The sequence below is a fragment of the Streptomyces sp. NBC_01426 genome (genome assembly GCF_036231985.1).
In the GTDB taxonomy this organism is placed as follows: Bacteria; Actinomycetota; Actinomycetes; order Streptomycetales; family Streptomycetaceae; genus Streptomyces.
Map to the genome: position 1 here is coordinate 2,197,275 of NZ_CP109500.1, position 25,954 is coordinate 2,223,228.

22 protein-coding genes are annotated in these 25,954 nt (G+C 72.6%); 7 read left to right on the forward strand and 15 right to left on the reverse strand.

All coding sequences use genetic code 11. From position 1 onward, the window contains the following. Positions 1-111: 111 nt before the first annotated feature. Positions 112-1,014, forward strand: coding sequence for an excalibur calcium-binding domain-containing protein (locus tag OG906_RS09495; RefSeq protein WP_329441724.1), 903 nt, complete (start codon positions 112-114; stop codon positions 1,012-1,014). Between the two features lie 36 nt (positions 1,015-1,050). Here the strand turns inward: OG906_RS09495 and mmuM are convergent, their stop codons facing one another. From mmuM to OG906_RS09525, 6 genes are all read right to left on the reverse strand, one after another. After that, positions 1,051-1,959 (reverse strand): homocysteine S-methyltransferase, encoded by a 909-nt coding sequence (gene mmuM / locus OG906_RS09500; RefSeq protein WP_329441726.1) that lies wholly within the window; start codon positions 1,957-1,959, stop codon positions 1,051-1,053. A gap of 13 nt (positions 1,960-1,972) precedes the next feature. After that, the gene (locus OG906_RS09505) at positions 1,973-2,896 is read right to left on the reverse strand and encodes an LLM class F420-dependent oxidoreductase (RefSeq protein ID WP_329441728.1); all 924 of its coding nucleotides are present in this window, start codon (positions 2,894-2,896) and stop codon (positions 1,973-1,975) included. A gap of 288 nt (positions 2,897-3,184) precedes the next feature. Further along, positions 3,185-3,670 (reverse strand): DUF6099 family protein, encoded by a 486-nt coding sequence (locus OG906_RS09510; protein WP_267801125.1) that lies wholly within the window; start codon positions 3,668-3,670, stop codon positions 3,185-3,187. Between the two features lie 122 nt (positions 3,671-3,792). Further along, positions 3,793-4,164 (reverse strand): nucleotide pyrophosphohydrolase, encoded by a 372-nt coding sequence (locus tag OG906_RS09515; RefSeq protein ID WP_267801124.1) that lies wholly within the window; start codon positions 4,162-4,164, stop codon positions 3,793-3,795. Further along, a complete protein-coding gene (locus OG906_RS09520) occupies positions 4,161-5,411 on the reverse strand; it encodes an AAA family ATPase (RefSeq protein WP_329441731.1) in 1,251 nt (416 codons plus the stop codon). The genes OG906_RS09515 and OG906_RS09520 overlap by 4 nt, the downstream gene beginning before the upstream one ends. Positions 5,412-5,477: 66 nt before the next feature. Continuing rightward, positions 5,478-5,873 (reverse strand): cell division protein SepF, encoded by a 396-nt coding sequence (locus OG906_RS09525; RefSeq protein ID WP_053684615.1) that lies wholly within the window; start codon positions 5,871-5,873, stop codon positions 5,478-5,480. A 226-nt stretch (positions 5,874-6,099) separates the two neighbouring features. Here OG906_RS09525 and OG906_RS09530 point away from each other — a divergent pair, with 226 nt between their 5' ends. Beyond that, positions 6,100-6,825 carry a DUF2470 domain-containing protein gene (locus OG906_RS09530; protein ID WP_329441734.1) on the forward strand — a complete coding sequence of 242 codons (726 nt, stop codon included), beginning with the start codon at positions 6,100-6,102 and terminating at the stop codon, positions 6,823-6,825. A gap of 158 nt (positions 6,826-6,983) precedes the next feature. Here the strand turns inward: OG906_RS09530 and OG906_RS09535 are convergent, their stop codons facing one another. The 6 genes from OG906_RS09535 to OG906_RS09560 all read right to left on the reverse strand — a co-directional run bounded on the left by OG906_RS09535 (position 6,984) and on the right by OG906_RS09560 (position 12,813). Then, positions 6,984-8,315, reverse strand: coding sequence for an LLM class flavin-dependent oxidoreductase (locus OG906_RS09535; protein WP_053684611.1), 1,332 nt, complete (start codon positions 8,313-8,315; stop codon positions 6,984-6,986). A 105-nt stretch (positions 8,316-8,420) separates the two neighbouring features. Continuing rightward, complete coding sequence (locus OG906_RS09540; RefSeq protein ID WP_329441737.1) at positions 8,421-9,398, reverse strand: ABC transporter permease; 978 nt, start codon at positions 9,396-9,398, stop codon at positions 8,421-8,423. Beyond that, on the reverse strand, positions 9,395-10,225 hold the full coding sequence (locus OG906_RS09545) for an ABC transporter ATP-binding protein (RefSeq protein WP_329441738.1): 831 nt from the start codon (positions 10,223-10,225) through the stop codon (positions 9,395-9,397). The genes OG906_RS09540 and OG906_RS09545 overlap by 4 nt, the downstream gene beginning before the upstream one ends. 9 nt (positions 10,226-10,234) lie before the next feature. Further along, complete coding sequence (locus OG906_RS09550) at positions 10,235-11,266, reverse strand: ABC transporter substrate-binding protein (protein ID WP_329441740.1); 1,032 nt, start codon at positions 11,264-11,266, stop codon at positions 10,235-10,237. Positions 11,267-11,293: 27 nt separating this feature from the next. Next, positions 11,294-11,851, reverse strand: a complete 558-nt coding sequence (gene ssuE, locus OG906_RS09555; protein ID WP_329441741.1) for an NADPH-dependent FMN reductase — start codon at positions 11,849-11,851, stop codon at positions 11,294-11,296. A 29-nt stretch (positions 11,852-11,880) separates the two neighbouring features. Further along, complete coding sequence (locus tag OG906_RS09560; RefSeq protein ID WP_329441744.1) at positions 11,881-12,813, reverse strand: TauD/TfdA dioxygenase family protein; 933 nt, start codon at positions 12,811-12,813, stop codon at positions 11,881-11,883. Between the two features lie 887 nt (positions 12,814-13,700). On the opposite strand from OG906_RS09560, the gene OG906_RS09565 reads away from it, so the two are divergent. The 4 genes from OG906_RS09565 (at position 13,701) to meaB (ending at position 20,145) form a co-directional block, all read left to right on the forward strand. Continuing rightward, positions 13,701-15,026, forward strand: a complete 1,326-nt coding sequence (locus OG906_RS09565; protein ID WP_329441746.1) for an ROK family transcriptional regulator — start codon at positions 13,701-13,703, stop codon at positions 15,024-15,026. A gap of 79 nt (positions 15,027-15,105) precedes the next feature. Then, positions 15,106-16,965 carry a methylmalonyl-CoA mutase family protein gene (locus OG906_RS09570; protein ID WP_329441748.1) on the forward strand — a complete coding sequence of 620 codons (1,860 nt, stop codon included), beginning with the start codon at positions 15,106-15,108 and terminating at the stop codon, positions 16,963-16,965. Next, positions 16,962-19,151: a methylmalonyl-CoA mutase gene (scpA, locus tag OG906_RS09575; RefSeq protein WP_266950352.1), complete on the forward strand. Its 2,190-nt coding sequence runs from the start codon at positions 16,962-16,964 to the stop codon at positions 19,149-19,151. The genes OG906_RS09570 and scpA overlap by 4 nt, the downstream gene beginning before the upstream one ends. 10 nt (positions 19,152-19,161) lie before the next feature. After that, positions 19,162-20,145, forward strand: a complete 984-nt coding sequence (gene meaB / locus OG906_RS09580; RefSeq protein ID WP_329441753.1) for a methylmalonyl Co-A mutase-associated GTPase MeaB — start codon at positions 19,162-19,164, stop codon at positions 20,143-20,145. 160 nt (positions 20,146-20,305) lie between these two features. On the opposite strand, the gene OG906_RS09585 is transcribed toward meaB, so the two are convergent. Beyond that, the gene (locus OG906_RS09585; protein WP_329441755.1) at positions 20,306-21,307 is read right to left on the reverse strand and encodes an asparaginase; all 1,002 of its coding nucleotides are present in this window, start codon (positions 21,305-21,307) and stop codon (positions 20,306-20,308) included. A 123-nt stretch (positions 21,308-21,430) separates the two neighbouring features. Between OG906_RS09585 and OG906_RS09590 the strand changes: the two genes are divergently transcribed. Then, positions 21,431-21,886: an Lrp/AsnC family transcriptional regulator gene (locus tag OG906_RS09590; RefSeq protein WP_053676242.1), complete on the forward strand. Its 456-nt coding sequence runs from the start codon at positions 21,431-21,433 to the stop codon at positions 21,884-21,886. Between the two features lie 148 nt (positions 21,887-22,034). Here OG906_RS09590 and OG906_RS09595 read toward each other — a convergent pair whose 3' ends face one another. Further along, complete coding sequence (locus OG906_RS09595) at positions 22,035-23,771, reverse strand: type IV secretory system conjugative DNA transfer family protein (RefSeq protein WP_329441758.1); 1,737 nt, start codon at positions 23,769-23,771, stop codon at positions 22,035-22,037. Between the two features lie 81 nt (positions 23,772-23,852). Continuing rightward, complete coding sequence (locus OG906_RS09600; protein WP_329441760.1) at positions 23,853-25,949, reverse strand: peptidoglycan DD-metalloendopeptidase family protein; 2,097 nt, start codon at positions 25,947-25,949, stop codon at positions 23,853-23,855. Positions 25,950-25,954 lie beyond the last annotated feature (5 nt).

Here is a 25,954-nt window from a genome sequence, read left to right on the forward strand (position 1 = left end):
CCCTCTCCCTGCTCCGTCCGCCTTCCGCCGCATTCCCCCTCCACCGGGCGGCAGGTTTTGGCATTGTCACTTCTTTGAACGCCATTCCACCTCGCGCATCCCGGGAGACCCGTGTACCCGCCACCCCACGCCTACGCGCCCGCCCACCCCGTCAGACGGTGGTGGCAGCACCCCGCGCTGATCATCGGCGCCCTGGTCCTGCTGCCCCCGGCGGGCATCGTCCTGGCCTGGACGAGCCGCTGGAACCGAACACAGAAGATCGTCGCCACCGTCCTGTCCGGTGTGTGGTTCCTGATCATCATGCTGTCGGACCCGCCGAAGGAGCCCGTCGACGACGCGAAGCCGAAGGCCGCCGCCGTCGTCGCCACGACCTCCCCCGCCGCCACCCCCTCGGCGAGCCCGAGCCCCACGCCCACCCCGAGCGCGGAGCCCGTGATGCCGGCGGTCGTCGGCAAGCCGTTCGCCACGGCGGAGAAGGCGGTCGAGGCCCTGATGAAGGGCGAGTTGACCGCCCGGAGCGCGTACGCGGACGTCCCCCTCCCGGCGGACCACACCACCTGGCTCGTCTGTTTCCAGGGCCTGGGGGCGGGCACGCGACTCGCCGCGAACACGCCCGCTACCGACGTCCACCTCGTCGCCCCGGGAACCGCCTGCCCGGCGTCGGTCGGCGCCGTGCTCCACCCGAAGCCGAAGCCGAAGCCGACCCCCACTCAGCCCGCCGACGACGCGAACGACACGGGCTCCGCGTCGAGTTCGGGCTCCTCGACCGGCGGCGGCTCCTCCACCACGGGCGGCGGCTCCTCCTCGACGGGTGGCGGATCGTCGACCACGACCGGCGGCTCCTCCACCGACGGCGGCTCCTCGACCGATGGCGGCTCCTCGACCGGCGGTGGAGACGTCTACTACCGCAACTGCACCGCCGTGCGGGCCGCCGGCGCCGACCCCATCCGGCGGGGTGACCCCGGCTACGGCGCTCACCTCGACCGCGACGGCGACGGCATCGCCTGCGAGTAGCCCTCCGGGCGGGGCGCCCTCCAGGCCTGTTTCGTCCTACGCCTCCCGCAGGCGCCCGGCCAGGGCCGCGATCCCGGCCGGGCCGATGCGGCAGCAGCCTCCGATGAGTCGGGCGCCGGCGGCACGCCAGTCCTCCACGGGCCAGGGGGGCGGCGTGGCCGGCGCCTGCCAGGTGTCGGTGTCGGCCTGCCACACGGAGCCGTCGTTCGGGTAGGCCACGAGGGGTTTCCCGGTGGCCTCCGCCGCGGCCCGCAAGGACGGAAGGACGTCCCGCGGGTCGCAGCAGTTGACCCCGACGGCGATGATCCCGGGTGCCCCGGCGGCCAGGGCGAAGGCCTCGGCGAGCGGCTGCCCGGCCCGGGTCCGGCCGTCGGCCGGCGTGTAGCTCAGCCAGGCGGGGGCGCCCGTCTCCGCCACGACCGTGAGCAGCGCCTCGGCCTCGACGGCGTCCGGGACGGTCTCCAGGGCGAGCACATCCGGTTCCGCCGCCAACAGCGCCTCGATGCGCGGCCGGTGGAAGTCGACCAGTTCGCGCAGCCCCAGGCCGTAGCGGCCCCGGTACTCGGAGCCGTCCGCGAGCACCGCACCGTACGGGCCGACGCTCGCGGCCACCCAGACGTCCTGCTCGGCGGCTTCGGCGGCGGCCGCGGCCAGCCGCACGCTGCGCCCCAGCAGCTCCGTGGTCCGGTCCCGCCCGTACCCCCGGGCGGCGAAGGCCTCGTACCCGACCTGGTAGCTCGCGGTGATCAGCACCTCGGCGCCGGCCCGCGCGTAGGCCGTGTGCGCGGCCTCGATCAGGTCCGGCCGCTCGGCGAGCACCCGGCCCGTCCAGAGGCCGCCGGACAGGTCGCAGCCCTGGGCGGCGAGCTGGTTGCTCAGCCCGCCGTCCAGGAGCACGGTGGCGCGGGCCAGGGCTTCGGCGAGCGGGCCGCGGGCGCGGGGCATCGGATCCTCCCCCTCAGCCGAGCTGGGACAGCACCTGGGCGGAGATCAGCTCCAGGTGGTCCAGATCGTCGAGGTCCAGCAGCTGGAGGTAGATCCGGGAGGCGCCGATGGCCCCGTACGTGCCGATCTTCTCGACGACCTCGGCCGGGGAACCGGCCAGCCCGTTGGCCTTCAGCTCGTCCACCTCGCGGCCGATCGCCGCGGCCCGGCGGGCCACCTCGGCGTCGTCCCTGCCCACGCAGACCACGAGGGCGTTGGAGTAGACGAGTTCCCCGGGTGCGCGGCCCGCCTGCTCGGCGGCGTCCCGGACCCGACCGAACTGCCGCTCGCTGTCGGCGATCGACGCGAACGGCATGTTGAACTCGTCCGCGTACCGGGCCGCGAGACGCGGTGTGCGCTTCGCCCCGTGCCCGCCGATGAGGACGGGCACCTTGGCCTGGGCCGGCTTGGGCAGTGCCGGGGAGTTCTCCACCTGGTAGTGGGTCCCCCGGTAGTCGAAGGCGGCGCCGGGCTCGGTGGCCCACAGGCCGGTGACGATGGCCAGCTGTTCCTCCAGCCGGGCCATCCGCTCGGCCGGGAAGGGGATCCCGTACGCCTTGTGCTCGTCCTCGAACCAGCCCGCGCCCAGCCCGAGTTCGACCCGGCCGCCGGACATCTGGTCGACCTGGGCCACCTGGATGGCGAGGACCCCGGGCAGCCGGAAGGTCCCGGCCGTCATGAGGGTGCCCAGCCGGATCCGCCGGGTCTCCCGGGCCAGGCCGGCGAGGGTGATCCAGGCGTCGGTGGGACCGGGCAGGCCGTCGGCCGACCCCATCCGCAGATAGTGGTCGGAACGGAAGAAAGCGTCGAAGCCGAGGTCCTCGGTGGCCTTGGCGACGGTCAGCAGGGTGTCGTAGCTCGCGCCCTGCTGGGGCTCGGTGAAAATGCGGAGGTCCATGCTCCTATCCTGCCCCTCCCGCGCCGCCCGGGTGAATCTCCGTCAACCGGACGGTCCACCCCGCCCCCGCCAGTGACCGGCCCGTACGGGGATCGTTGGCCCGGACCGAGCCGGACCGAGCCGGACCGAGCCGGACCGAGCCGGACCGAGCCGGACCGAGCCGGACCGAGCCGGACCGAGCCGGACCGAGCCGGACCGTCCAGCCCGCGCACCGCTCACACCGGCCCACCGACCAGCCAGCGCACCGACCGGCACCCCGCCGGCTCACCGCCGTCGGACGGTCGCCGCTCAGGACACGCCCGAGGCGGAGCCCCGTTCCCGGACGGACATCTTGCGCAGTATCGCCCGCACCCGGTCGCTCGACTCGTCGGCCGCGTCGATGGACTCGATGCACTGCCAGTACAGGCCCTCGTCGTCCGTGCCGCAGGCCACCCCGACCAGTGCTATGCCGACTTCGCCGAGCAGCGCCTGGAGCCCCAGGAGCGCCTGCCGGACATCCGCCACCCCGGCCAGTTGCGCCGCTCTCGGCGGCAGCTCGGGCGTGCTGCCCTCGCCCCGCAGTGCCGCGCGGTCGAGCACTCCGCAGCCTCTGCCACCCGCTTCTCCCAGTCCCCGTGACTCCGCTCTGAGCTCCGGCGGCCCGGTGACCGCCAGCCAGCTCCCTATCCCCTGGGCGAGCGCCTGGGCCTGCCAGGCCTCGCCCACGATGTCCCACGCAGCCCCACTCTGTGCCAGCGCGTGCCGGCCGGCCGCGATGAGCCGTACCGCATCCATATGCCGTCCCCCGTCCGCACGACATCCCACCGTTCTCCACTACCCAGAGTGAAGGCAACGAGCCAGTAAAGCCAGGGGTATTCGGAAATCTATGGACACAAACATGGTTGTGGACGACGCCATCACTCCGAAGAGTGACGATTGTGGCTCGAACCGCCCGGTGCCGGGAAACGGAGCTCGTTCCTCTCGATCTTCGCCGCGAGCGCGTCCAGCACATCCACCCCGAGGACCTCACAGAATTGCAGCAGATACGCGAGCACGTCGGCCACCTCATCGGCCACACGGTGCGCGCTTTCCGGCTTCTCCATGACCCTCGCCGACTGCTCCGGCGTCAACCACTGGAAGATCTCGACCAGTTCGGACGCCTCCACGCTCAAGGCCACGGCCAGGTTCTTGGGCGTGTGGTAGGGGGCCCAGTCCCGGGCCGCCGCGAACTCGGCGAGCCGTCGCTGGAGCAGGTACAGGCGCTCGTCCCGGGGTTGCGTGTCACTCATGCGACCAGGTCTACCACCGAGACGCCGGGGAGTCCGCGCGCGGTTCCCGCGCACCCCTCCCCGACGGAGGCCACCAGCCTGACCTGGCCGCGCGCGCAGCAGATCTGGGCGAGCCGCAGCAGTTCGGCGCCCTGCCGCCGGTCCATGCCGCGGTCGAGGTCGTCGGCGAGCACGGTCAGGGCCTGCCGCGCGGACACGAGTTCGGCGGCCGGGTCCATGGCCAGCACCCCGGGTCCGGTCAGCAGGACGAGCGCCAGGGCGAGGAAGCGCAGTTCGCCCGAGCCGAGGCGGTCGAGGCCGGTACCGGGCCGGCCGGGTCCCCGGTCCAGCAGCGCGGCGACGGAGCCGTCCGGCAGGTCCCGTACGGTCAGCCCGGCCACCGGACCCGCGCAGCCGGTGCGCGCCGCCTCGGTCAGGAGGGCGTGGCGGGTGCCGCATTCGTGACGGGTGCGACGCAGGACGTCGGCCAGGTTCGCGCAGTCGCCGGCGAGCCGACCGGCGCCGGGCGGGACGGCGGCCCGCATCCGCTCCGGGCGCGGGTCGCAGGGGAACACCGAGCGCAGCGCGACCACCACCTGTTCGGCGGCGGTCAGGACGCGCCGCTGCCCGGCGGTGGATCCGGCGACGCGCAGCGGCAGCAGGGCGGTTCCGAGGCGGTCGTCCGGCAGTGGGGCGCGGGTCATGCCGACGGAGCCGCCGGTCAGCCAACTCGCCTGCACGGTGCGTCGGCCGGGGTCGCGCAGGGCCGTGCCGAGCAGGATCTGTCCGTCCTGCGCGAGCCGTTCGCCGACGACGCGGAGCGTGGGTTCGGCCTGGACGGCGAGGTCGAGCCGGACCGGTCCGGCGGGTCCGTCGACGGTGCAGCCGATGCGGAATCCGCGTCGGCGTTGCGCGTCGGGCACGGCCCGTTCGGGCACCCGGGCGGAAGGGTCCGGGAACACGGATTCCAGGGTCGCCCCGGAGGCGAGGGCGGCCAGCGCCTCGTAGGCGTCCAGTGCCTGCGACTTGCCGCTGCCACTGGGTCCGGCGAAGAGGGTGACGGGGCCGAGCGGGAAGACGGCCGCGCGGTGCGGGCCGAAGGCGGACAGCCGCAACTCGGTGACGGCGGGCCGCTGGTGCGCGACGGGCCGCGCGAGGGCGGGAGCCCCGGGGGCGTCCTGGGCGAGGGCCTCGGCGACGGGGGCGTCGGTGACGAAGGCGTCGACGGCAGGGGCTTCGGCCAACCTCGTGCCCGCAGTGGCTTCCATGCGCGGGACGGTACGGCCGCCGGGAACCCCTCGGTCCCGGCGAACCGTTCCGTCGCGCGGACCTTCCTACGATCGGGGGACGGCCGCCGCGGCGATGCCCTCGACCTCGGTGCCGACCGGCGCGAGCAGGAAGACGTTCCGGTCGACCCGGTGCATTCCGCTGCCCAGTCCGAAGACGACGCCGCTGCTGAAGTCCAGGATCCGCTTGGCCACCTCGGTGTCCGCGCCCGTGAGGTCCAACAGCACCGGGATCTGCGCGATCAGATACTCCGCCACCTCCCGCGCGTCCGCGAAGATCTGGACCCGGATCACGACGAAGCGCCGCTGTTCCGCCGCCGACGCCCCGGGAGCCGTGGGAATCGTGCGGTGGTCCACCCGGGAGGGCCACTCGTTGCGACTGCGCAGGGGGACCACCTGCGCGAGTCCCTCCCACTGTTCGTCCGTGACGTCGTACCTGCTCACCGGGCCGCCTCGGCCGTGCGCTTCATGTGCATCGGGCCATCCTCTCGCGTTTCACCCGTTCAGCCCAACACCGACACGGCGGGCGTCGGGGCGCGCCGTCGCGGGACCCGAATCTTCACCCGAACAAATCGCCGAGCCTCCCGGTCGACCGGGGCGTGGGGTACTCCCCTGGAAAGGGATGGGTTAGGTTAGGCATACCTAACCTTCGGACGATGGAGAGATCCGCATGCGCATGTCCGGTGCCCCTGCCACGCCCGCCGCCGCGCCCACCGACGCCGAGCGGGTCCGGTCGATCCTGGCCGCCGCCCACTCCATGACCGTGGTCACGGACGGACTGCGCAGCGAGGTCCACCAGATGGAGGGCGAAGACCTGCTCGGTCGGCTGCACCTGCACCCCGCCGCTCCCGCCGCCGGCCAGGGGGCCGCCGCCCTCGGTGAGAACCGGCCGGTCATCCGGCTGGAGTTCACCGACATCGCCCCGACCCCGGTACGGGACCGGGTGCGCGCCCGGGTCACCGTCATCGGGCACCTGCTCACCCCGTACACCGACAACAGCGCCGAGAGCACCTGCGTGGAGTACGGCCAGGCGATCCTGGAGACGGCCGAGGGGACCTCGTACATCGGGCTGGAGGAGCTGGACCAGGCCTGGCCCGACCCGCTCGCCCCGTACGAGGCCGGCATGCTCACCCACCTGCTCGACGACCACCCCGAACTGGTCACCCTGCTGCTGCGGCTGGTCCGCCCGGCGCCCGCGGCCGCCGTGGTGCGCGCGCTGCCGCTGGCCCTGGACCGGTACGGCATCACCCTGCGGCTGGAGGAGGCGAACGGTCACCGTGACGCGCGGCTGCCCTTCCCCTCCCCCCTGGACGACGTCGAACAGTCGGGGGCGCAGATCCAGGCCCTGCTCAGCGCGGCCCGGCGGCGCTCGCACCGCAACACCCTGCCCGCCTGAGCCGCTGACCGTCGACGCGGCCCACGCCCTGCCACTGGCCGAGGTCGCCCGGGCCTGGGAACTGAGCGCCTCCGGCAAGACCCGGGGCAAGATCGTCCTGACCGTCTGACGCCGCCCGCTCACGCCGCCCGGGCGTCGGACCCGGGCGGCATGCCTGCTCAGGCCGTCGGCGCGAGGTGACGGTTGGCCGGGCGGGCGAGACCGTAGTTCTCGCGGAGGGTGGTGCCGGTGTACTCGGTACGGAAGAGGCCGCGCTTCTGGAGGATCGGCACGACGTGGTCCACGAACGCGGTCAGGCCCGTCGGCAGCACCGGCGCCATGATGTTGAAGCCGTCCGCGGCCCCCTGCGTGAACCACTCCTGGAGCTGGTCGGCGATCTGCTCGGGCGTGCCGGCGTAGACCCGGTGGCCGCGTCCCGCGCCGAGCCGGGCGATCAACTGCCGCAGCGTCAGCCCGTCCCGCCGGGCGAGTTCGGCGACGAGCGTGAACCGGCTCTTGTTGCCGTTGATGTCCCGCTCCTCGGGCAGCTCGGGCAGCGGGCCGTCGAGGGGGTGGTCGGAGAGGTCGACGCCGAGCATCCCGGAGAGCTGGGCCAGCCCGTACTCGGGGACCTGGAGGTCGGTGAGCTGCTGTTCCAGCGCCTTGGCCTCGGCTTCGGTGGAGCCGATGACGGGGGCGATGCCGGGCAGGACGAGCAGGTCGCTCTCGGCGCGGCCGTAACGGGCCAGTCGGGACTTGAGGTCCTTGTAGAAGGTCTGGCCGTCGGCGAGGGTCTGCTGCGCGGTGAAGACCGCCTCGGCGTACTGAGCGGCGAACTCCTTGCCGTCCTCGGAGGACCCCGCCTGCACGAGGAGCGGGTGCCCCTGCGGTGAGCGGGGCACGTTGAGCGGGCCGGCGACACCGAAGTACTCGCCCCGGTGGGCGGCCGGGTGCAGCTTGTCGGTGTCCGCGTAGACGCCGCGCTCCTTGTCGAGGACGATCGCGTCGTCCTCCCAGCTGTCCCAGAGCTTGCCGGCGACGTCCAGGAACTCGCGGGCCCGCTCGTAGCGCAGGTTGTGGGCCAGGTGCTCGTCCTGGTTGAAGTTGCGGGCCTCGTCGACGGTGCCGGAGGTGACGATGTTCCAGCCGGCGCGACCGTTGCTGATGTGGTCGAGCGACGCGAACTTGCGGGCCGTGTGGAACGGCTCGTTGAAGGTCGTGGAGACGGTCGCGATGAGCCCGATGTGCTCGGTGACGGCGGCGATGGCCGAGAGCAGGGTCAGCGGCTCGAAGCCGCCGAGGGCGTTGTAGCGGGCCTTGCCCCACAGGGCCAGGCCGTCGGCGAAGAAGATCGAGTCGAGCCGTCCGCGTTCGGCGGTGCGCGCCAGCTCCTGGAAGTAGCGCAGGTCGGTGACCCGTTCGGGGCTGCTGTCCGGGTGGCGCCAGGCGGCGTCGTGGTGCCCGGCGTTCATGAGGAAGGCGTTGAGGTGCAGGGTGCGGGGAGCGGTCATGTCGGTTCCTCGGTTCGGGTCGGCGCGCGCGGGGCACCGCCGGGTGGGAAGGGCGTGCGGGCCGCGCGGGGCGGCGGCCCCGGGCGGCCCCGCGGGGCGCCGGTGTCAGGCGGGTACGCGCCAGAGGCTGAGGCGGCGTTCGATCGTGACGAGCAGCTGGTTGAACGCCAGCCCGATCGCGGAGATGGTGACGATGCCCGCGTACATCTGGGGGATCGCGAAGTTGAACTGCGAGGCGTTGATCAGGTAGCCCAGTCCCGCCTTGGCACCGATCATCTCGGCGGCCACGAGCACGAGGATCGACACCGCTCCCGCCAGCCGGATCCCGGTGAAGATCGCCGGCACCGACGACGGCAGGATCACCTTCTGGAAGAGCCTCGGCGTGGACAGGTCCATCGAGCGGGCCAGCTTCACCAGGGTCGGATCGGCGTTGCCGACCGCGCTGATCGTGTTGAGCAGGATCGGCCAGACGCACGCGTAGACCACGATGGACACCTTCGAGGTCTCCCCGATGCCCAGCAGCAGCACGAACACCGGCAGCAGCGCCAGCGCCGCCGTGTTGCGGAAGACCTCCAGCAGCGGCCCGAGCAGCGCCGCGACCGGCCGGTACCAGCCGATGAGCAGGCCGAGCGGTACCGCGACCACGACCGCGATGCCGAAGCCGCCGAAGGAGCGGACCAGGCTGGCCCGGGTGTGGTTGGCGAGCTGCCCGTCCCCCAGCAGCTCCCACCAGGCCGTGGCGACCTCGCTGACCGGCGGCAGGAACGTGGCGTCGACCAGGCCGAGCCGGGGCGCCGTCTCCCACAGGGCGAGCAGGGCGAGGATGGCGGCCGAGCGCAGCACGGCCGCCCCCAGCCCGCGCCCGACGGCGGCGAACAGGCCGCGCCCCGGACTCCGTACGGGGACCTTCGCCGCGACCGGCTCCGTATCGGCGGTCGCGGGGGCCGGCGCGTCGGCGGGCGGCGCCGGCTGCGCGGGCGCCCCGGTGGTCGGCGCTCCCGCGGGCCGGGCCGGGTCCTCGGTCTCCGGCGGGGGTGCCAGGCCGGCCGGGGCGGCGGCGGTGATGTCGGTTCCGGTGGTCATACGGCGGCCTCCTCCTTCTCCAGTTGCTGAGCGCGGGCCACCTCGTCGTGGAGCAGGGTCCAGATCTCGTGGCGATGACGGGCGAACTCCGGGCTGGAGCGCAGGTCCTCGCCCGTGGCGCCGGTGGCACGGTCGCCGAGGTCGACCCGGACGACCTCCTTGACGCGGCCGGGGCGCGAGGTGATCACGGCGACCTTCTGCCCCAGGTACACGGCCTCTTCGATGCCGTGGGTGATGAACACGATCGTCTTGCCGGTGCGCTGCCAGATGCGCCGCAGTTCGTCCTGGAGGGATTCGCGGGTCTGCGCGTCCAGGGCCGCGAACGGCTCGTCCATCAGCAGCACGTCGGGGTCGTAGGCGAGCGAGCGGGCGATGGCGACGCGCTGGCGCATGCCCCCGGACAGTTCGTGGGGGTGCCGGTCCTCGAAGCCGGTGAGCCCGACGAGGTCCAGGAACTCCCTTGCCCGCTCGGTCCGTTGGCGGCGCGGGACGCCGGTCGCCTCCAAGCCGAACTCGATGTTGCCCAGTGCGGTGCGCCAGGGCAGCAGCGCGTACTGCTGGAAGACGATGCCCCGGTCGAGCCCGGGGCCGGTGACGGGTTCGCCGTCGAGCAGGATCCGGCCGGAGGTGGGGCGGGTCAGGCCGCCGAGGAGGTCGAGCAGGGTGGACTTGCCGCAACCGCTGGGGCCGACGACGACCACGAACTCGCCCGCCTCGATCTCCAGGTCGATGCCGTCGAGGGCGGTGAACTCCTGCTTGTTCCTCCTGTTCTTCCTGTCCTTCGTCGGGAAGGTCTTCGTCACGGAGTCGAACACGATCTTCGCCATGGCAGTCGGTCAGCCCTTCCCGTTCCCGTTGAACTCGTTGGTGTAGAGGTCGGCGGCCTTGAGCTGCCCCTTCTTGATCTCGCCGCGCTCGCCGAGCCAGTCGATCCAGAGCTGGAACTCCTTGTCGGCGATCCGGCCGCCCGGTTCGGCGACCCCGTACGAGCGCCAGTAGCGCAGGGTCGAGGTGTCCTCGTTGCGGCCGCGCTTCTTCACGATGTCGGTCAGCCGCGCGATGACCTGCTCGCGCGGGGTGGTGCGCGACCACTCGATGGCCTTGCCGACGCCGGTGGTGAACGTCTTGACGGTGTCGGGGTTCTCCTTGATGAAGCGCCGGGTCATCACGTAACTGCCGGCGCTGAACGCCCCCAGCAGCTCGAAGTCCTTGAACAGCGGGCGTATCCCGCCGGCCGCGAGGGCCTTGTCGCGCAGCACCCCGCTGAGGACGCCGACCTCGATCTGCTTCTGGCGCAGGGCCTGTTCGGTGTTGACGGGCGGGACGACGAGGGACTCGACCTTGCCTGCGTCGGCCTTGGAGAGGCCGTTGCGCTCCAGGTAGATGTCGAGCAGGGCCTGGGCGTGGGCGCCCAGGGTGTTCATGCCGACCTTCTTGCCGATCAGGTCGCGGGCCGACCGGATCGGGCTGTCCTCCAGGACGTAGTAGCCGAGGTAGGTGTCCTGGTCGGAGCCGTAGTAGGAGATGACGGCCTGGATCTGCGCCTTGCTCGCGGCGAGTTTGACGATCGCGCCGTTGAAGGCGCCGCCGAAGTGGGTCTGGCCGGTGGCCGCGGACTGGATGTCCTGGGGGCCGCTGATGGTGTTGCCGACCCAGTCCAGGGTGAGGTTCCCCAGGTACCCGAGATCGGCGGCCAGTTCGGGGAGCGTGACCGCGCCCACCGAGCCCTGGTACTTGAGGGACGTGACCTGCTTGCCGGAGCCGCCGGTGGCGGTGGCCGTGCCGCAGCTCACCGCGGCCGCCGAGATGCCGAGCAGGGTGAGGAACTGGCGTCGGGAGGTGGAGGACGGGGCGAAGGCTGCGGGCATGACGGGTCCTTGTCGGTGCGTACGGGGTCAGTGAGCGGTGGTGAGGGCGCCCGCGGGGGCGATGCGCAGCGCGTCGGCGAACTCGTCGACGGCCTGGTACAGGTCCAGCTCCGCCTCGGGCCGGAGCCGGTCCGGGCCGTCCCCGCGCTCGACGGCGGAGTCCAGGACGAACCGGCCGGCGGTGACGTGCCGGGCGCCGAGCGCGGAGAGGACCGGGCGCAGGGCGTAGTCGATGGTCAGGACGTGGGCGAGGCTGCCGCCGGTGGCGATCGGCAGGACCGTCTTGCCGGCCAGGCCGTCCTGCGGGAGCAGGTCGAGGAAGGCCTTGAGCAGGCCGGTGTACGAGGCCTTGTAGATCGGCGTGGCGATGATCAGGCCGTCCGCCTCGGCCACGGCCTCCACCGCGCGGCGGATCTCGGGCTCGCCCCGGCGGGCGGAGAGCAGGTCGGCGGCGGGCAGTTCCCGCACGGAGAGGTGCCCGGTCTCGTACCCGGAGTGGGACAGACGGCGCAGCACCTGGTCGACGACCACGGCGGTACGGGAGTGGACGGAGGGGCTGCCGGTGATGGCGAGCAGCTTGGGCACGGTGGCTCTCCTTGTGCGGCGGGGTCGGGTCAGGCGGAGGCGGAGGAGGCGCCGGAGGCGATGCCGAACTCCGGGTCGGGCACGGTCTCCGGGCTGATCAGGCGGGACGGGCGTCCGTCGGGGCCGACGGGCACGTCGCCGTCGACGGTGACGCGGCGCAGGGTGCGCTCGTGGTCGTCGGAGTCGTCGACGCCGTAGTGCTGGGTGGCGCGGTTGTCCCAGATCGCGACGTCGCCGGCGCGCCACTGCCAGCGGACGGTGTTCTCGGGGCTCTCGATGTGCGCCTGGAACAGGTCCTGGAGGACGCGGGAGTCCCGGCCGGTGAGGCCGGTGATCCGCTGCACGAAGTTGCCGAGCAGCAGGGTGCGTTCGCCGGTCTCGGGGTGGACGCGGACCACCGGGTGCTCGGTGAGGAACGTGGTGGAGGTGAACACCTCGCGGTACTGGGCCAGGGCCTCGGGGAGCGCGTCGGGCCGAAGGGCCGCGTAGTCGTACTCGTTGGAGTGCACGGCGCGCAGGCCGTCGGCCAGGAACCGCAGCGGCTCCGGGAGGCCCGCGTAGGCGGTGGCGGTGTTGGCCCAGAGCGTGTTGCCGCCGTACGGGGGGATGGTGACGGCGCGGAGGATGGAGAAGGCGGGGTAGGCGGGGACGAAGGTGACGTCGGTGTGCCACTGGTTGGCGCGGGCGCCGTGGTCGGAGTCGATGCCGAGGGCGTACCGGCCGTCGGCGGAGGGCACGGTCGGGTGGGCGACCGGCGCGCCGAGCAGCTGGGCGAACGCCTCGTGTCCGGCCTCGTCGAGGTGGTCCTGACCGCGGAAGAAGACGACCTTGTGGGCGAGGAGGGCGGCACGGATCTCGGCGACGGTCTCGGCGGGCAGGTCGCCGCCGAGGCGGACGCCGCCGATCTCGGCGCCGATGCGGCCGCCGATCTTGTCGACGGAGACAGCGGTGACAGTGGTCATGGGAACTCCCGGGTCAGAGATTTATTTCCGCAGGGGAAGAAATGCCGGTACGCGAACGGGTCGTGAGGCGCGGCAACGGCACGCACACGGGACGGGGCGGGGCGGAAGCGGCCTCAGCGGACCGAGGGGTCACAGGACCCCGAAGCGGCGCTCAGGCGCGGCGCGGGGCCGGGAAGCGGCCCTGACACTCGCCCGGCGCGGTACAGCGGCCGGGGGTGTGGAGCCGCGGGGCGAGGTGCTCGATCGCGGACATGGCTCGGAGCCTGTCAGCGCCCCCGGCCGGGGTCAACCCCCACCGGAACCCCCGCCCCCACCCGGAACGGAAACCCCGCCCAGCGGCCCTGACCTGCCGGTTCCCCCCACCCGGAACCCCCCGACCCACCCCGGGCCCCGGCCGAAAACCATGGCCGGATTTCACGCCCCCGCAACGCGGCCGCCACGACCCCACCACCGGGCCCGCGCCTCACACGCCGGCGAGGCTGGAATGGCCGGACCCGGACCGGAGGGGCACCCGAGCGGCGGTATGCACTCCACCGGGGTCGGACGGTTGGTCGGGGGCGGGGACGGGGTGGGGTGTTGGCCGGGACGTAGAAGTGGGATGTGTGGCGCGTGGCCACCGCCCGACAGAGCAACCCCACCCAGGGCGCCTACATCACACAGTCCAGGACGACACCCCACCCCGGCACCGACACCGACCCCCCGCCCGACCCCCACCCCCAGCCCCGCCGGCGCTTGAGGCGCCCGACGCAGCCGGGACCGGCAGCAGACGACAGCACCACCAACCGCCCGGCGCAGCCGAACCCCGCAGCAACCGACCACAACCACCAGCAAGGCGCAGACCTCACCCCCCACACCCCCACCCGCCCGGCCAGAGCTACGGTCGCCCCATGCCCCCCACCCCCGGCGACAGCCGCGCGGCCGCCAACGCCGCCACCGTCCTGCGGACCGTCCTCGCGCACGGACCCGTCGCCCGCAGCGGCATCTCCGCGCTGAGCGGTCTCAGCCAGGCCGCCGTCTCCCGCCAGACCACCGGCCTGCTCCGCAGCGGCCTGCTGCGCGAACTCCCGCATCCGGGCGGCGGAACGGGCGAGGCGGCCGGGACGGCCGGGCCCGGCACCGCCGGCCGCCCCCGCATCCCGCTGGACCTGCACACGGGTGCCGTAGGCGGCCCGCTCGCCGCCGGACTGCACATCGGCGTGCCCGCCTCGAACTTCAGCCTGGTCGATCTCCGCGGCCAGGTCGTGGCCCGCCGCACCCTCCCGCACACGGCCGGACCCCCGACCCCCGCCCGTCTCGCGACGGAACTGCGCCGCTTCCTCCACGACCACGGCCACGCCACGCACGGCCACACCGCGCCCACCGAGCCCCCGACGCCCGCCGCGCGAACCGCCCACCGCCCCCTCCTGGGCATCGGCGCCGCCCTGGGCGGCTGGATCCGCCCCGCCGAGGGGGTCGTCGTACGGCACGAGGCACTCGGCTGGCACGACAAGCCGCTCGCGGCCGAGCTGTCGGCCGCCCTGGGGTTGCCGGTGCACCTCGACAACCACGCCCGGGCCGTCGCCCGCGCCGAGATGCTGTTCGGGCACCCGTCGGCACGCCGCAGCATCGTGCACCTGTTCATCGGCAACGTGGTGGACGCCGCGTTCGGCATCGAGGGCACCGTCCACCAGGGCCCCGGTTCGGCCGCGGGCGACGTCGCGCACCTTCCCGTCCCCGGATCGGCGGCCCGGTGCGCGTGCGGCCGTACGGGGTGCCTCCAGGCCACCGCGTCCGACACGGCCCTGGGCGCCGAGGCCGTGCGCCTCGGGATCGTTCCCGAGCCGGCCATCGGGCTGATCGTGGACGCGGCCGCCACCGGCGATCCCCGCGCCGACCGGCTGCTGCGCGAGCGGGCCCGTGCGGTGGGGCGGGCCGCGGCGCTGCTGCTGGACGTGTTCAACCCGGCGGTGCTGCTGGTGTCGGAGCTGTCGAGCATCCTGCACGAGGGCTATCTCGACGAGATCCGCGAGGCGGCGACGGCCCAGTCGCACGTCTGCGACGACCCGGCCCGGATCATCGGCCCGTACGCGGGCCCGGCGGTCCTCACCCAGGCGTCGGCGACGGTCCTGCTCGGCCCGCTGTTCCAGGACCCGGCCGCCGCGCCCGCGCTCGCCCCCGCCACCGCGCCCAGCGGCCCGCCCGACATCGCCCCCCATACCCCTACTCGCAGGTAACTCACCCGCTGACCTGCGAGTGCGAGATCACATCCGGCGGTTCTGGTCTCGATTGAGCGACCCCCCTAGCATTCGAGCCATGACGGTCCTGCCTGACGACGGGCTCTCCCTGGCCGCCGAGTTTCCTGACGCGACACATGAGCAGTGGCAGCGCCTGGTTGAAGGCGTACTGCGCAAGTCGGGCAAGGAAGCCTCCGGCGAGGCAGCTGAAGACGCGTTGTCCACCACGCTTGAGGACGGGCTCCGCACCCGCCCCCTGTACATCGCACGCCCCGACGCGGAGGACACCGGCTTCCCCGGGTTCGCCCCCTTCGTCCGCGGGGGCACCCCCGAGGGCACGAGCGCGTCGGGCTGGGACGTACGCCAGCGGCTCGTCGGCAGCGACCCCGTTCGGGTGAACGAGGCGGCCCTCGCGGACCTGGAGAACGGCACCACCTCCCTCTGGCTCACCCTGGGTCCCACCGGGCTCCCGGTGGACGGTCTCGCCCGCGCCCTGGACGGCGTCTACCTCGACCTCGCCCCGATCACGCTCGACGCGGGCGCCGCGTACGCCGACGCCGCCCGCGCGCTGCTGGGTCTGTACGCCGACCGCGGGGTGGCCCCCGAGGCCGCCCGTGCCTCGCTGGGCGTAGACCCGCTGGGGCACGAGGCGCGGACGGGTGAGGCGCTCGACCTCGCCGAGGCCGCCGCGCTCGCCCGGGAGACGGCCGCCGACTGGCCCCACGTACGCACCCTGACCGCGGACGCCCTGCCCTACCACGAGGCGGGCGGCAGCGCCGCCGAGGAGCTGGGGTTGTCCCTGGCCACCGGCGTCGCCTACCTCCGCGCCCTCACGGACGCCGGCATGGGCACCGAAGAGGCCTTCGGGCAGCTGGAGTTCCGCTACGCGGCCACTGCCGACCAGTTCCTCACCATCGCCAAGCTGCGCGCCGCGCGCCGACTCTGGGCCCGGATCGGCGAGGCCTGCGGGGTCCCGGAGGCCGCCGCGCAGCGTCAACACGCCGTCACCTCACCGGTGATGATGACCCGGCGCGACCCGTGGGTGAACATGCTGCGCACCACCGTCGCCTGCATGGCGGCGGGCGTGGCCGGCGCGGACTCCGTCACCGTGCTCCCCTTCGACCACGACCTGGGTCTGCCCGACGCGTTCGCGCGCCGCATCGCCCGCAACACCTCCACGATCCTGCTGGAGGAGTCGCACCTGGCCCGGGTGATCGACCCGGCCGGCGGTTCCTACTACGTGGAGCAGCTCACCACCGAACTCGCCGCGGCCGCCTGGGAGTTCTTCCGGACGGTGGAGAAGGCGGGCGGTCTTCCCGAGGCCCTGCGTTCCGGTCTGGTCGCCGAGCGCCTGGCGGCCACCTGGGCCGAGCGCTCCAAGAAGCTCGCCAAGCGCCGCGAACCGATCACCGGCGTCAGCGAGTTCCCGAACCTGTCGGAGAAGCCCGTCGTGCGCGAACCGGCGCCCGAGGGACCCACCGGCGGGCTGCCCCGCGTGCGACGCGACGAGGCGTACGAGGCCCTGCGCGCCCGCGGTGACGCGCACCTCGCGGCGACCGGGGCCCGGCCTCGGATCTTCCTGGCGGCCCTGGGGCCGGCGGCCGCGCACACCGGCCGCGCCACCTTCGCCTCGAACCTCTTCCAGGCGGGCGGCGTCGAGCCGGTGCACGACCCGGTGTCGGTGACCCCGGAGACGGCCGCCGCCGCCTACGCCGCGAGCGGCGCGGACGGCATGGCGGTGCTGTGCTCCAGCGACGCGCTGTACGAGGAGCAGGCCGAGGCGGTGGCCGCGGCCCTGCGCTCGGCGGGCGCCACGACCGTGTTCCTCGCCGGCAGGCCCGGTACCGCCGGGCAGGCCGTGGACGAGTACGTCTTCGCCGGCTGCGACGCGGTCGCCGTACTGTCCTCCGTACTCGACCGGATGGGAGTGGCCCCGTGAGCGGCATCCCCGACTTCTCCGAACTCGCGCTGAACGGCGACGCGACGGCCGGTGTCTCCGAGGAGCAGTGGCGCGCCGCCGTCAAGGAGTCCACCGGCAGCGGTGCCTCCGACCTGCTGTGGGAGACGCCCGAGGGCATCGGCGTCAAGCCGCTGTACACCGGGCGTGACCTGGAGGGCCTGGACTTCCTGCGGACGTACCCGGGTGTGGCGCCGTACCTGCGCGGCCCGTACCCGACGATGTACGTCAACCAGCCCTGGACGATCCGGCAGTACGCCGGTTTCTCCACGGCCGAGGAGTCCAACGCCTTCTACCGGCGCAACCTCGCGGCCGGCCAGAAGGGCCTGTCGATCGCCTTCGACCTGCCCACGCACCGCGGCTACGACAGCGACCACCCGCGCGTGACGGGCGATGTCGGCATGGCGGGCGTGGCCATCGACTCGATCTACGACATGAGGCAGCTGTTCGACGGGATCCCGTTGGACAAGATGACGGTGTCGATGACGATGAACGGCGCCGTGCTGCCGGTCCTCGCGCTGTACATCGTGGCGGCGGAGGAGCAGGGCGTCTCCCCCGACAAGCTCGCCGGGACCATCCAGAACGACATCCTCAAAGAGTTCATGGTCCGCAACACCTACATCTATCCGCCGAAGCCCTCGATGCGGATCATCTCGGACATCTTCGCCTTCACCTCGCAGAAGATGCCCCGCTACAACTCCATCTCGATCTCCGGCTACCACATCCAGGAAGCGGGGGCGACGGCCGACCTGGAGCTGGCGTACACCCTCGCGGACGGCGTGGAGTACCTGCGGGCCGGGCAGGCCGTGGGACTGGACGTGGACGCGTTCGCGCCCCGATTGTCCTTCTTCTGGGCCATCGGGATGAACTTCTTCATGGAGGTCGCGAAGCTGCGCGCGGCCCGCCTGCTGTGGGCGCGCCTGGTCAAGCAGTTCGACCCGAAGAACGCCAAGTCGCTGTCGCTGCGCACCCACTCGCAGACCTCCGGTTGGTCGCTGACGGCCCAGGACGTCTTCAACAACGTCACGCGCACCTGCATCGAGGCGATGGCGGCGACCCAGGGGCACACCCAGTCGCTGCACACCAACGCCCTCGACGAGGCCCTCGCCCTGCCGACGGACTTCTCGGCGCGCATCGCCCGCAACACCCAGCTGCTGCTCCAGCAGGAGTCGGGGACCTGCCGGTCGATCGACCCGTGGGGCGGCAGCGCGTACGTCGAGAAGCTGACCTACGACCTGGCGCGGCGGGCCTGGCAGCACATCGAGGAGGTCGAGGCGGCCGGCGGCATGGCCCAGGCCATCGACGCGGGCATCCCGAAACTGCGCGTGGAGGAGGCCGCGGCCCGTACGCAGGCGCGGATCGACTCCGGCCGGCAGCCGGTGATCGGCGTGAACAAGTACCGCGTGGAGACCGACGAGCAGATCGACGTCCTCAAGGTCGACAACTCCTCCGTGCGCGCGCAGCAGATCGCCAAGCTGCGGCGGCTGCGCGAGGAGCGCGACGAGGCGGTCACCCAGGACACCCTGCGGGCGCTGACGAACGCGGCCGGCAGCGGCGAGGGCAACCTGTTGGCCCTCGCGGTGGACGCGGCCCGCGCCAAGGCCACCGTGGGTGAGATCTCGGACGCCCTGGAGAAGGTCTACGGGCGTCACGCGAGCCAGATCCGTACGATCTCGGGTGTGTACCGCATGGAAGCAGGCGAGTCCCCGTCCGTGGAGCGCACCCGTGCGCTCGTCGACCGGTTCGAGGAGGCGGAGGGCCGTCGTCCGCGCATCCTGGTCGCCAAGATGGGCCAGGACGGGCACGACCGCGGCCAGAAGGTGATCGCCACCGCCTTCGCCGACCTGGGCTTCGACGTGGACGTCGGCCCGCTGTTCCAGACGCCGGCGGAGGTGGCCCGGCAGGCCGTCGAGGCGGACGTCCACGTGGTGGGCGTGTCGTCGCTGGCGGCCGGTCACCTGACCCTCGTGCCGGCGCTGCGCGAGCAGCTGGCGGAGGAGGGACGCGAGGACATCATGATCGTGGTGGGCGGGGTCATCCCGCCCGCGGACGTGCCGACCCTGCTGGAGATGGGTGCCACGGCGGTCTTCCCGCCGGGCACCGTGATCCCGGACGCGGCCCACGACCTGGTGACGCGGCTGGCCGCGGATCTCGGGCACGAGCTGTAGGCGGGCGTCGATGCCGAAGATCGACATCGAGGCGTACGCGAAGGGGGTCCTCGACGGGAAGCGCGCGTTCGTCGCGCGCGCCATCACGCTCGTCGAGTCCACCCTGCCGGCCCACCGGGTGTTGGCCCAGCAGCTCCTGACGGAGTTGCTCCCGCACTCGGGGCGGGCGCGCCGGATCGGCATCAGCGGCGTCCCGGGGGTGGGCAAGTCCACCTTCATCGACGCCTTCGGCACGATGCTCACGGCGCTGGGCCACCGGGTGGCGGTCCTGGCCGTGGACCCCTCGTCCACCCGCACGGGCGGTTCCATCCTCGGCGACAAGACCCGGATGGAACGCCTCGCGGTGGACCCGGCGGCCTTCGTCCGCCCCTCCCCCTCGGCGGGCACGCTGGGCGGGGTGGCCAAGGCCACCCGCGAGTCGATGATCGTGATGGAGGCGGCGGGCTACGACGTGGTGCTCGTCGAGACGGTCGGCGTCGGCCAGTCGGAGACGACCGTGGCCGGCATGGTCGACTCCTTCCTCCTGCTCTCGCTGGCCCGTACGGGCGACCAGCTCCAGGGCATCAAGAAGGGCGTCCTGGAACTGGCCGACGTGCTGGCCGTGAACAAGGCCGACGGCCCGCACGAACGCGACGCGAAGGCGGCGGCGCGTGAACTGGCGGGCGCGCTGCGGTTGATGCATCCGGCCGACGCGGCCTGGACCCCGCCGGTCCTGACGTGCAGCGCGCGGGAGTCGGCGGGCCTGGACGAGATCTGGAACCGCCTGGAGCAGCATCGCCGGCTGCTGGAGGCGGGCGGCCGGCTGGCCGCGAAGCGGGCCGCGCAGCAGGTGGAGTGGACCTGGTCGATGGTGCGCGAGGAACTGTTGGAGCGGCTGCGCTCCGACCCGGCCGTACGCGATCTCGCGCCCGCGCTGGAGGCCTCGGTGCGGGAGGGCACCCTGACGCCGACCCTGGCGGCGGACCGGATCCTGAAGGCCTTCCACGCCTCCTGACGGGCCCGGATCCGGCGGGCGCGGGGCGCGTGGGTGGGACGAGCGCGGGTGGGACGAGCGCGGGTGGGACGAGCGCGGGGCGTACGACGAGGGGGCGGGCCGGGGATTCCCGTACCCGCCCCGCCCCGCCCTCATGCGGAGGTCGCGGAGGTCGCGGAGGTCAGGCCTCGACCAGCACCGGCCCGCCGGAGGCCAGGGCGTCCCGCAGGACCCGTACCCGCTCGCTCGGCTCGACGTCCGCGAGCAGCGCGGACAGCACGGCGATGCGCACCTGACCCGCGCGCAGCGTCCCGGAGGGGACGGCCCCGGCGGCGACCAGGTCGACCGCCCCGCCGTGCGTGTAGATCTCGGTGACCGGCCCGGCGGCGACGCGCGTGGTCAGGGCGACCAGGACGCCCCGCTCGACGGCGTCCCGTACCGCGTCGACGATCTCGGGCGTGGCGTTGCCCGCCCCGGTGCCGACGAGGACGATGCCGCGCGCGCCCGCCTCGACGGCGGCGTTCAGGAGCACCGGGTCGCCGTCCGCGTGGTGCATCACCATGTCCACGCGGGGCGGCAGTTCCGGCATCGAGGGCAGGGCCAGCGGGGTCGGCCGCTGCGGGGTGCGCAGCATGGTGACCTTGCCGAAGCCGATCTTCCCGAGCAGTTCCTTCGAGGGGTCGGCGAACGCGTCCAGGGCCACGGCCTGGGTCTTCACGGTCCCGCGCGCGGCGTGCACCCGTCCGGCGAAGGTGATCAGGACGCCGAGCCCGCGGGTGGAGGCGGCGGTGAGCAGCGCGTCGTACAGGTTGCCCGGTCCGTCGCCGTCCGCGGAGCCCATGGGCAGTTGCGAGCCGGTGAACACGACGGTGCGCGGGTCGTGGTGGTGGAGGTCGACGAGGAAGGCCGACTCCTCCAGGGTGTCGGTGCCGTGGGTGACGACGATGCCGTCGACGTCGGGGTCGGCGAGGACCTCGTGGACCGTGCGCAGCAGGGTCAGCTGGTGGGCGGTGGTGAGCCGGGGGCTGTTGACGCTGAACAGGTCCACCACCTCGACGGTGATCCCCTCGGGGAGCGGGGCGGTGGCCATCACCTCGCTGCCGTCGGCATCGGCCGCGAAGCCGGATCCCTGCCAGCGGCTGGCTATCGTTCCGCCGGTGCTGATGACGACGATGCGTCCCATGCCCGCCCTTCCCTCACGCCTGATCGCACACAATTCCGATAAAGGCAATGATAGTAAGATCTACGCGCAATGAGATTGCCACTTTAGGCTCTGGCGTTACATTCGGTGGTGGATGATTGCGCCATGGACGCCATCGATCGCGAAATCTTGCGCGAGCTTCAGCAGGACGGTCGCCTCAGCAACCAGGAGCTGGCCCAGCGCGTGGGCCTGACCCCCTCCCCCTGCATGCGCCGGGTGCGCCAACTGGAGCAGGACGGGGTGATCCAGGGCTACCGCGCGGTGATCGACCCCGAGGCGGTGGGCCGCGGCTTCGAGGTGCTGGTCTCCGTCGAGGTGCGGCGCGACCGCGAGGCGGTCGAGGCCTTCGAGGCGGCCCTCCAGGACATCCCCGACGTCATCGAGGCCTACCGGCTGTTCGGCAGCCCGGGCTGCCTGCTGCGCATCGCCGTCGCCGACCTGCGCGCCTACGAGCGCCTGTGGATCGAACAGCTCACCGCGCTGTCGGGAGTCACCGAGGTCAACTCCCAGATCATCATGAAGCGCATCAAGGACCACACGGGCCTGCCCGTGGACCTGTGACCGCGGGCCCCGGGCCACCATGCCCTGACCCGCGCCCGACGCCGGTCAGGGAGGTGCCTCGCGCCGGGAGCCGCCCCCCGCGGCCGGTCGACGACCCGGTGTGGCCGGGTCGTCGTCCGCCGGGTGCCGCGGGAATGCGGCGCCGCCGTCAGGCGCGGGCGCCCGGGTCGTGCCTGCCGAGGGACGCCTTGACCGCTCGGGCGTACGGGCCTTCCCACCACGGGATCGTCTCGACCAGGACCGGCTTGATGCCGGACGCCAGGACGAGTGCCCGGCCGGGGGGCATCGCGCCCAGGTCGGAGACCTTCAGGACGCGGTCGTGGCGCACGGACTCGTTCATGGTGCGGTTGCCGGACCAGCCACCCGTCTCCGACTCGCGGGTCGTGGAGAACTCGCGCAGCTGGTACTCGCCCGCCAGCTCGGACAGGTCGCCGAGGAAGCGGGTGTCGGAGACGCCGCCGCCGTACACCCGCACGTTCGCGGCCGACCAGAGCTTCTCCATGCCCCGTTCGCCCCATACTTCGATGCCCTGGGCCCAGGACTGGAGGATCGTCATCAGGATGATGCCGCGTGAGCCGTAGTGCGAGTACAGGTCGGGCAGGGCGCGCCAGCGGCAGACGTTCGCCGCCTCGTCCAGGACACCGACCAGCGGGCGCGACAGCCGGCCGCCGCGTTGGGTGGTGGCGTACTCCTCGGCGGCCTCGACGACGGCCACTGTCAGGGCGGTCACCAGCGGGCCCGCCGAGTCGCTGCCCTCGCGGGAGAGCGAGAAGAGGGTGGAGTCGCCGCGCACGAACGCGTGCGGGTCGAACTCCGGACGGTCGTCGTGGTGCGAGTTCGGCGTCACCCACCGGTTGACCTCGGGGTTGACCAGGCATGACGCCATCTGCTGGGCCACGCCGTAGATGCCGCTGCGCTGCTTGTCCGGGGCGCTGATCACACCGGCCAGGGAGTCGGCGGGCATGAGGTGTCCCGCACCGCGCAGGATGCGCTCCGGGGTGTCGTCCTTCGGGTTGGCCAGCCAGGTGTAGATCTGCGTGATCGAGGATTTGGCGGTGGCCGCGGCGAGCAGCAGGTTGGCGAGCAGGTCCTGTCCGGCCGGGTCGAAGAAGGCGTCGGTGGAGGCATCGGCGTCGCGCGAACCCGACGCGAAGTGGTCGGCCAGCTTGCGGGCCTTGGCGACGTCGGTCACGTACGACAGCGGGTTCCACCACCACGTGGGCGGCTCCTGCGCGACCTGCTGCGGGTCGAAGACCCAGACCTGACCGCGCGCCTCGCGCGGGCCGCGGGTGGCGTCGACGATGTCGCGCTTGTTGGAGGTGACCAGGACGGAGCCCGGGGCGTCGAGGATCGCGGGGATCGCGCGACGGGTCGTCTTGCCGGTACGAGGGCCCCAGATGTCGACGTGCATGTCCTCGAAGGACCCGAACAGCGGTTGCCGTCCCCGCAGCGAGCGGCCGATGAAAACGCCGGGCGATTTACTGTCCACGCCCAGGCGTTCGGCGGTGGCGGCGGCTCCCTTCATGGTGAGCTTGCCGAGTTCCTCGCCCTGGGCGAGGTGGCGGGCGGCGCCGTCGACGTCCGGCTTGTTGCGCATGCGCTGACGGATCCGGTACACCGCGGTCGCGGCCCCGGCGATCAGGACCGCCTCGCCCGCGGCCACCGCGTTCGCCGCGCCGTGCGGCCAGGAGTAGTCACCCGTGACCAGGGACACCGCGAAGGAGAAGGGGTTGCCCGGCGGCGCCGGTTCCCCGCCGAGGGACGCGCCGACGCGGGCGGCGAACCAGGCACCGCAGAGCAGGGCCAGGACCGAGCCGACGAGCACGGCGATCTCGATCGTCCAGTCGTCGTCGGAGCGTGGCTTCTTCTGCTGGTGGACGGTCATGGTCAGGACTTTCCTTCCGCTGGAACAGATGTGGCACGGAAGACGAAGAGACCCTGCTCGCCCCGGAGGCTTCCCTCTCCGCTACGCATGCTCTCCACCGCCCTCGGTGGGATTGGTGCCCGGCGGGATCGGCACCCGGTACACGCCGGTGACGGTGCCCTGCACGTCCCAGGTGCTGAACTCGACGTTCTTGCCCGGGCGGGGAGCGTGGAGGATCTTCTTGCCGGCCGGGTCCCACACGACGCCCACGTGCTCGGAACCCCTGCTGCTGGGGTGGAAGAAGATGATGTCGCCGGGCTGCGCCTTGCTCAGATCGACCTTGTACGGCCGGAGCTTGTCCTCTTGGTCGTAGGTGACGGACCCGATGTCGATCTTGCCGCCGCTGGCCTGGTAGTAGATCCACTGGGTGTAGCTGGAACAGTCGAAGGAGACGGGATTGTCGCCCTGCAACCGCGGGGCGCCCCAGACGTACGGCTGCCCGATGCCGCGCTGCGCCCAGCGCAGCGCCGCCCGCACCACCGGGTCGTCGGCTCCCGGAAGCACGCCGCTCACGGTGCCGTCGGGAGCAACCGCGGTGCCCTTGCCGTTCTTGGCGCAGGCGGCGTACTCGGCGTCCTTGCCCGCGGCGCCGTCCCCGCCGGGCACGGTGCCGTAGTCGGGGTTGGCCGAGATCTTGCCCTGCAGCCAGTCCTGCGGGTCGACCATGCCGGGGCCGTTGTCCTGGCCGGGGACGAAGGGGTTGTCGACGCCCGGGAGGCGGACCTCCCAGTGCAGGTGCGCGCCGAAGGAGTTGCCGGTGTTGCCGACGGTGCCGATCTGGTCGCCGCGCTTGACGGAGGCGCCCTGGGAGACCATGGCCTTCGTCTGGTGCGCGTACAGGGTGACGACGCCGTTGGCGTGCTCGATGTGTGTCTCGTTGCCGTACGAGCCGCCGCTGCTCACCTTGATGACCTTGCCGTCGGCGGGTGCGTAGATCGGCGTGCCGGCGGCGGCCGGCATGTCGAGGCCGGTGTGATAGCCGAGGCTCCAACTGGGGCCGTTCTGGTGGTACTTGGTGCCGAGCGTGTACGTGCCCTCCTTCAACGGCCACTGCCAGCTCTTGCCGTCCTGGGCCGGCGGCTCGGCGGGCTTGAGCAGGGGACGGGAGAACGCCACGGTCTGGATCCCGCCGCTCCGGGGGGCTTGCCCGATCCGGTTGTCCCCGTAGGAGGCGGCCTGCGTCTGCCCCGTGTCACCGCCGTAGGGCGGGGTGGACCAGGATCGCGGTGAGGTCGCCTTGATGCTCAGGGCCTCGGTGGGCTGGGCCCCGTTGCCGACCGGCGCGGGGATGTCGGACTGCCGGCCGAGGGTGGGAAAGTCGGGGTTCTTGTCGACGGTCGCCTTCAGGTGCGCGTACCAGCCCTCGATGAGGTTCTTCTCGCCGGTGAGGTTGCCCCGGTAGCGGGCCGACTGGGTGAGGACCACCCGCGGGTAGACGGTGTTGTCGGAGTTCGAACCCGAGTACTTCAGCAGCGCCTTCCAGGGGTTCGTCTCGACCTTCATCGCGTGCAGGAAGTTGGCCGCGGCGTATGCCGCGTCGTCGATGTTGTAGAGGTCCTTCTTGCCGTCGTTGTTGCCGTCGGCACCGTAGTCGTGCCACGCGTCGTTGCCGAACTGGAGCAGGCCCATGTAGCCGGCGCTGTTCTTGCCCCCGGGGGCGGCGGACGGGTCCTGGCCGTACTTGGTCTCCTGGTACATCTGACCGGCGATCATCGTCCAGTCCAGTCCCTCGTAGCGGGCTGCTGCCCGCATCGAGGCCAGGATCATCCGGGGCGGTATCTCGTTGCGGGCCGTCTCACTGGGCAGGTAGATCTTGCCGGCCGGCATGACCGGGTTGGTGGCCGCCTGGTCGCCGGTGCTGCCCCCGGCGGCGTTCTCGGCATAGTTGCCGCAAGCCGCCTGGGCGGCGCCGCTGCCGAGACCGCCCACCAAAGCACTGATCATGACGAGGGCGATGAAACCGATTCCGCCGATCGGCAGCAGGCCACCGGCGCCGACGAGCAACAGCATCTTGCCGTTGCCCTTCTTCTTGCCGCCACCGCCACCGCCCTGACCTCCGGCCATCTGGGCGGCCATCTTGGCCGTCTTGGCCACCTTGGCTGCCTTGGACGCGGCCGCCAGTACGGCAGGAGCCACCATCGAGT